This is a genomic window from Xanthomonas sp. NCPPB 1062, from assembly GCF_041481705.2.
In the GTDB taxonomy this organism is placed as follows: domain Bacteria; phylum Pseudomonadota; class Gammaproteobacteria; order Xanthomonadales; family Xanthomonadaceae; genus Xanthomonas; species Xanthomonas euvesicatoria.
Genome location: NZ_CM192987.1, coordinates 4910855 through 4917796 on the forward strand (window position 1 = coordinate 4910855; position 6942 = coordinate 4917796).

5 protein-coding genes are annotated in these 6942 nt (G+C 64.9%); all 5 read right to left on the minus strand.

What is annotated here, in order from left to right; genetic code table 11:
- Positions 1-60: 60 nt before the first annotated feature.
- The 5 genes from mnmE to rpmH all read right to left on the minus strand — a co-directional run bounded on the left by mnmE (position 61) and on the right by rpmH (position 6700).
- Positions 61-1401 carry a tRNA uridine-5-carboxymethylaminomethyl(34) synthesis GTPase MnmE gene (mnmE, locus tag ACCQ16_RS20950; protein ID WP_065613855.1) on the minus strand — a complete coding sequence of 447 codons (1341 nt, stop codon included), beginning with the start codon at positions 1399-1401 and terminating at the stop codon, positions 61-63.
- Positions 1402-1545: 144 nt separating this feature from the next.
- On the minus strand, positions 1546-4248 hold the full coding sequence (locus ACCQ16_RS20955) for a polysaccharide deacetylase family protein (RefSeq protein ID WP_343237593.1): 2703 nt from the start codon (positions 4246-4248) through the stop codon (positions 1546-1548).
- Between the two features lie 85 nt (positions 4249-4333).
- Entirely contained in the window at positions 4334-6058 is a 1725-nt protein-coding gene (gene yidC, locus ACCQ16_RS20960) for a membrane protein insertase YidC (RefSeq protein ID WP_008573001.1), read from the minus strand.
- Positions 6059-6083: 25 nt separating this feature from the next.
- On the minus strand, positions 6084-6521 hold the full coding sequence (gene rnpA, locus ACCQ16_RS20965; RefSeq protein ID WP_007968218.1) for a ribonuclease P protein component: 438 nt from the start codon (positions 6519-6521) through the stop codon (positions 6084-6086).
- A gap of 38 nt (positions 6522-6559) precedes the next feature.
- Positions 6560-6700, minus strand: a complete 141-nt coding sequence (gene rpmH, locus ACCQ16_RS20970) for a 50S ribosomal protein L34 (protein WP_002805908.1) — start codon at positions 6698-6700, stop codon at positions 6560-6562.
- Positions 6701-6942 lie beyond the last annotated feature (242 nt).

A 6942-nucleotide genomic window follows, 5' to 3' on the forward strand; every position in this document is an offset into this window, starting at 1 on the left:
TCTGGGTACGGCCCGGTTCCGACGGTTCCCGCGCGCCTCATCGCGCTGGGCATCGCCGCATCACTTGCCGATGCAAAAACTCGAGAAGATCTTGCCGAGCAGGTCATCGGCACTGAGCTTTCCGGTGATCTCGCCGAGCGCTTCATGTGCCAGGCGCAGTTCTTCGGCAGCCAGTTCCAGCTGCTCGAAACCCAGTTCCAGATCGGCAGCGTCCACGTGTTGTTCGGCGCGACGCAGCGCCTGAACATGCCGTGTGCGGGCAGAGAATTCGCCCTCGACGCTGTCCACGCCATCGCCGAGCGCAAGCGCGCGTAGGCGGATGTGCAATTGCTCCAGTCCTTGTCCGGTCACGGCAGAGACAGCGATCGCATTGGCATCGAGCGATGCGGCATTGCCGAGCAGATCGCATTTGTTGTGGATCCACAGCTGACGCGGCACGGCATCGATGGCATCGCCAATGGCATCGCGGGCGGCCTGCGGGTCGCGTGCATCCAGCACCACCAGTGCCAGGTCCGCGCGCTCCAGCTCGGCGCGTGCACGGCGCATGCCTTCGCGTTCGATCGCATCGCCGCCATCGCGCAGGCCGGCGGTATCGACCAGGGTCAACTCGAAGCCGTCGAGCTGGATGGCTTCGTGCAAGGTGTCGCGGGTGGTGCCGGCGACATCGGTGACGATCGCCCGGTCGCTTCCGGCCAGCGCATTGAGCAAGGAACTCTTGCCGGCGTTGGGCGGACCGATCAACACCGCATGCAGGCCGTCGCGCAACTTGCGTCCGCGTTCGGCATCGCGCAGCAGCTGGGCGAGCACGTTGCGCGCCTGACCCAGACCATCGCGTAGTTGGTTGCCGCCCAAGGTGTCGAGCGGCTCGTCGGCAAAGTCGATGGCCGCTTCCACGTGGATACGCAGGCGGGTCAGGGTGTCGGCCACCGCATCGACCCGTCGCGAAAACACCCCGTCCAGTGCGCGCCGCGCGGCGCGTGCCGCCCGCAGGTCGCCGGCTGCGATCAAGTCGGCAATCGCCTCGGCCTGTGCAAGATCGAGCTTGCCGTTGAGAAATGCACGCTCACTGAATTCACCGGCGCGTGCCTGGCGGGCGCCCAGTTCGATGCAGCGGGCAACCAGTTGCCGCAACAGCACCGGGCTGCCATGGCCTTGCAGCTCGACGACGTCTTCGCCGGTAAAGCTGTGCGGCGCGTTGAACCACAGCGCAATGCCATCGTCGATGACGGCGCCCTGCCCGTCGCGAAAACGCGCGTAGTGCGCATGCCGCGGCTGCATCCGCGCAATTCCCAGTTGCGCTGCAATCTGCACCGACTGCGCCCCGGACAGGCGCACGATGCCCACGCCGCCGATTCCGGCAGCACTGGCGATGGCAACGATGGTCGAAGCGGAAGACGACATGGGCACTGCTCTACGTGGATTGAAAAAGGACACCTGGAGTTTAAACGGCGCCGACCCACGTATTTGCAGGCACTTCTGAATCACCTCCCATGACGACATCCGCGCTGTCTGGCGTCTGCACGCCATGTCGTGTCGCGCGTCCGGTCACAACGATTGCAGCTGTGCGCGCGCCTGCTCGGCACCACTGCCTTGCGGCTGCAATTCCAGGTACGTGGCATAGGCCTTGCGCGCCTTGTCGCGATCGCCTGCCTTTGCATATGCATCGCCGAGATTGAGATAGGCCACCGCGCGCGAGGGATCGATCTTCAAGGTGTTTTCCAGCCAGCGCGCCGATTCGGCAAAGCGCCCCTGACGGTAATACACAAAGCCCAGGTTGTTGGCCGCCAGCGCGAAATCCGGACGCAGCTTCAGTGCCTCGGCAAATTGCTCGGCCGCATCGGCATAGCGCTTTTCCTTGTACAACTGCAGGCCGCGTTCGTTGGCCAGTTGTGCACGTTGGCGATCGCTGCTCTTCGCTGCGGTGGGCAACACCAGCGTGGCCTGGCCACCTTGCAGTGTCTTCACCGTCACCGGCACTGCAGCCACTGCCACACCGGCTGCGGCCGGCACAGGGCGCGCTGCGTCCACACGTGAGTTGAGCGCAATCGCATCGGCCGACAGCTGCGCGGTCTGCGCAGTGAGAAATTCTTCGCCGCTGGGAACCTGGAACACGAATTCGCCGCCTTGCGAACCGGGCAGGCTGCCGAATGCCGGCGTCTGCGCCGAGACTGCCGACACCGCGGGCGCCACGTACGCGGCCAGTTCGGTTCCGGTGATCAAGCCATCGCCATTGAGGTCGCCCTTGCCAGCCAATGCCTGCAACAGCACCCAGGTGAACACCGAATGCCCATTGGGTCCGCTATCGGCCACCTGTTGATCGGCGCCGCCGGCGGTGAGCATCTGGCGCGCGATACGCCGCGCGTTCTCGCGCAGGTACGCGCTGGACGTCGGCCCGCCACGTGTCAATCCCAGCCCGCTGTAGCACGCATCCATCACGAACAAGACGTGCTTGGCCTGCAGGCTTTCGGCGATGTTCTGCAAATCGCTCATTGCGATCGCATCGCTGGCCAGATGCTGCGGGTCCGAGTCGACCGGAATGATGTAACCCAGATCGCGACCGGAAGCGAGCCGTCGTGTGGCGCCATGCCCGGCAAAGAACACGAACACGCGGTCGTTGGTTTGTGCACGGCCTTCGCCGAGGCGGTCGTGGAATGCGGCCAGGATATTGTTGCGCGTGGCCTGCCCGTCCTTGAGCACGATCACTTGCGAGGACGGAAATCCCAACGGCCCGGTCAGGGTACTGGCAATCGCCTGCGCATCGTTGGCCGCATATTCCAGCTTGGGCCAATGCGCGTAGTCGTCGATGCCGATCACGATCGCCCACGATTTCGCATAGCCGGTGGTCACCGTGGCATCGGCCGCCGCGCCGGGTGCGCGCGCGACCGAGAACTCACGGCCATTCCAGCCGGCGAACTGGTAACCGTCAGCGATCAGACGATCCAGAATCTGCGGCAGCGCCTTCACTGCGCGGTCGTGGATGTCATGAAACAGCACGATGCCACGCTGCTCCTTGTTCACTTGATCGAGCACGCGTTGCACGATGGATTCCGGCACCGGATCGGCCCAGTCCAGCGAGTCGATGTTCCACATGATCGATTTCAGGCCGGCTTCGCCCAGCAGCTGCAAGCCTTCCGCATTGCGTGCGCCATACGGAAACCGGAACAGCGGCGCACGTTTGTCATCCACCGCACGCAGCAAGGTGTCGGTATCCACAACCTGGCGACGCAGTGCATCGCCGGTGGTCTTGGACAACTGTGCGTGGGTGAGGCTGTGGTTCCCCACCGCATAGCCTTCTTCCATCAGCGAATGACTGATCTTCGACAGCGGCGCAAGTTGCGGTTTGCCGTTGGCATCCAGGCTGCCGAGGTTGCGCCCCACTTCGAAGAACACGCCGGGCACATCGTAGCGCTTGAGAATCGCCACGATCTCTTCGGTGTAGGCCTTGTGCGGGCCATCGTCGAAGGTGAGCACCACTGTCTTGGGCGGCAGGTCGCGGCCGAACACTTCGCTGTCGCTGTCGCGCGCGGCGAACGGGTACGGCTCGACCACGCCATGGTCGCGCAGGATGTTCTCGCGCGTATAGAGCGTGCGCAACTGCGCCACGTAGTCGCCCCATTTCTCGCGCTTGGGCACGATGGCGCGGCTGCGATCGAAACGGCTGAAGATCTGCGTCAACTCCTTGTTGTAGCTGCGCTCGATCTCGTCCAGCGCCTCCAGATCCTCGCCGATGCGCTGATGCAGTTTCACCGCCGGCAATGCAGAGTCGCGGCCGATGCGCGCATGCAGATCGCGCAGCACCTCGGCAAATGCCAGGCGGTCGGCATCGAACAGATCCGACGCAGATTCCACCTCGTCCAGCACTGCGGCAATCGTCGCGAACCGGCGTGCATCCTTGGAAGCCAGAATCGTGTCCAACGATGCGGCAATGCGTTCGCGCTGCTCCAGGTTTTCATGAAACAACTGCTGGCCCACGCTGCTGGAGGTGGCGCGATCGCGTGGCGTTTGTTTGTCCTCATCGGCCAGCAGCACGATGATGCGGCGGTGCCGGTCCAGCTGTTCGCGCAGTTGCGCGATCAATGCACCGGTGGCGTTCCCGGTCTTGTCCGCCTGCGTGCCAGCGCTCGTTGCAGCCGCGGGCTTCGCAGCGCCGGCAGCATCGCTGGCGTCCTGCGTGCCGCAGCCGGCCAACGCCAGCACTCCCACGCAACTTGCGCACAGCAACAGGCGATGCAACGGCGATGTGGTCACGACGGCGTCCTTGGCGAAAGAGACAACAGGCACTCAATGCGGGCTGACATGCAGAAAGCCCGCCTTGCGGCGGGCCTTCTTGAACTTACTTGGCGTTGGCCTGGATGATCTTGCTCGGCTTCTCGCCGTGCTGGCGGATCATCCACCACTGGATCAACAGGCCCAGCCCGCCGTTGACCACCCAGTACAGCACCAGGCCGGCCGGCATGAAGGCCATCATGACGCCGAACACCAGCGGCATGAACTGCATCATCTTGGCCTGCATCGGGTCCATGCCCGGGGTCGGGGTCAGCTTCTGCGTCGCCCACATGATCGAGATGTTGAGCAGCGGCAGGATGAAGTACGGGTCGCGCGCAGTCAGATCCTGGATCCAGCCCAGCCACGGCGCCTGGCGCAGTTCCACCGACTCCACCAGCACCCAGTACAGCGCGAAGAAGATCGGCATCTGGATCAGCAGCGGCAGGCAGCCGCCCATCGGGTTGATCTTTTCCTTCTTGAACAGCTCCATCGTCGCCTGCTGGTACTTGACGCGATCGTCGCCGTAGCGCTCCTTGAGCTGCGCCAGGCGCGGCTGGAAGCGGCGCATCTTGGCACCGGACTTGTACTGGGCAGCCGACAGCGGATACAGCGCCAGGCGCAGCAGGACCACCAGGCCGATGATGGCCCAGCCCCAGTTGTGCAGGAAGCTGTGCAGATGGCTCAGCACCCAGAACAGGCCCTGGCCGATGATGGCCATGATCGAGAAGCGGCTGTAATCGACCACGCGGTCCAGGCCCTTGACGTCTTCCTTGGCGATCAGGCTGACCAGCTTCGGGCCTACCCACAGGCGCGCTTCGGTGCTGGCGGTTTGGCCAGGCGCCACGGTGAAGGCCGGGCCACGCAACTCGGCCACGTCGCGCGGGCCGTCCTGGGCCAGCACGTACAGCGAGGCCTGGTCCTTCTGCGGAATCCACGCGGTGAAGAAGTGGTGCTGCAGCAGCGCCACCCAGCCGCCGGTGATCTGGCGATTCAGGCCTCCGTCGTCCATGTAATCCTTGAACGCACGGCGCTCGTAGCCTTCCTGCGGGCTGTACCAGGTCGCGCCATTGAAGCTGAAGGAATCCGGATTGGTCATGCCGCGGCTGAGGATGGTCGGCACCCGGCTCAGCTTGCGGAACACGTAGCCGTTCCACGGCGCGCCACTCTTGTTGATCACCTCGTCCTTGATCGAGATGGCATAGCGGCCGCGCTCCAGGGTAAAGGTGCGACGGATCGAGACGCCGTCGGGGCCATTCCAGACGAACGGCACCACCAGCGTGTTCTGGCCCTTGGCCATTTCGAACGTCGTGCCCGGCTGCTCGGCGCGGAAGCCGCCTACACCCGGCACCGGCGAATGCTCGCTGGCCCAGCCGCTGGTGGCGTTATACGGGTGCGCCGGATCTTCGGTCAGCAGGCTGACCGGCGCGGTGCCGTCCTTGGTCTGCGGGAATTGCAGCAGCTCGGCATCGAGCACGCTGCGGCCGTCCAGCTTCAGGCGCAGCACATCCGAGGTCAGGGTCACCACCGGCGCAGCGCCGGCTGCAGCCGGTGTTGCCGCAGTGCTGCTGGTCGCCGGCACCGTGCCCGGCGCGCCGGCCTGCGGAATGGGCTGGGCCGAAGGCACATTGGCCGCGCTCGGCGCTGCCGCATCCGGATCGCGCGCCGCCGGCACCGCCTGGGTCGCCGCGGCCACCGGCGCATTGGCAGCCGCCTTGTCCTTGCCCCACTCCATCCACAGCAACGCCGCGACCATCAGCCAGGCAAAAATCAGGAAAACACGGGTCTGGTTCATCGGGCAGCAACTCGCTCAGTCGGAACTACAGTTCCGGCTCTGTCGGGGAAGGGGAGGATGGGCGCACCGTCCTGGCGGGCGGCATTGTGCCGGGCGCAGCAGGCAGGGGCAATGCGCCGGCACGGCGCAGCAGACGCACGAAGGCATCGCGGATCTGTGGATTGGTCGCTTTTGCCGCCGCCGAGCGCGCCACGATGACGTAGTCACCACCGGCCAGCTCGGGCAATAGATGCCGCATGGCATCGCGCAGCACACGTTTGATGCGGTTACGTCCAACCGCGCGCGTATCGACCTTGCGCGACACGGCCATGCCCAGGCGCGGCGGCGTATCGCCGGTGCGCCAGTGCAGGCTCAGGAGTGGGTCCGAGGTGCGACGTGCAGTATCGAAAACGATCGTATATTGCGCACGCGTACGAACCCGCGCAGAGCGAGGAAATCGCCTGCACGGGTTCGATGCGTTCACGGTAGGGACTGCCTCGGCCGCAGGGAGCGGCGCGGCAATCAAGCGCTCAGGCGCTTGCGGCCCTTGGCGCGGCGGCGAGCCAGGATCTTGCGGCCGTCGGCGGTTGCCATACGTGCGCGGAAACCATGGTCGCGTGCTCGCTTGAGATTGCTGGGTTGGAAAGTACGCTTGGTGGCCACGGGGCCCTCTGCATGAATGGAGACGAATAGAACCGGCAATTCTATAGGCCTGCCGCGCCGCAGGTCAACACCCTGCTTGCCTTACCGCGGAAGAGGACGACGGCGGCCTGTGGATGGCCCTGTGAATAACTCTGGGAAAACCCTGCCCTCGGTGCTAGTCTGGTCCATCCTCTTTTCACTACCGGGCTGCGAGCACGGCGCTTTTCTGCGCCCCGCGGCCGGCAACAGATGATCACACGTTG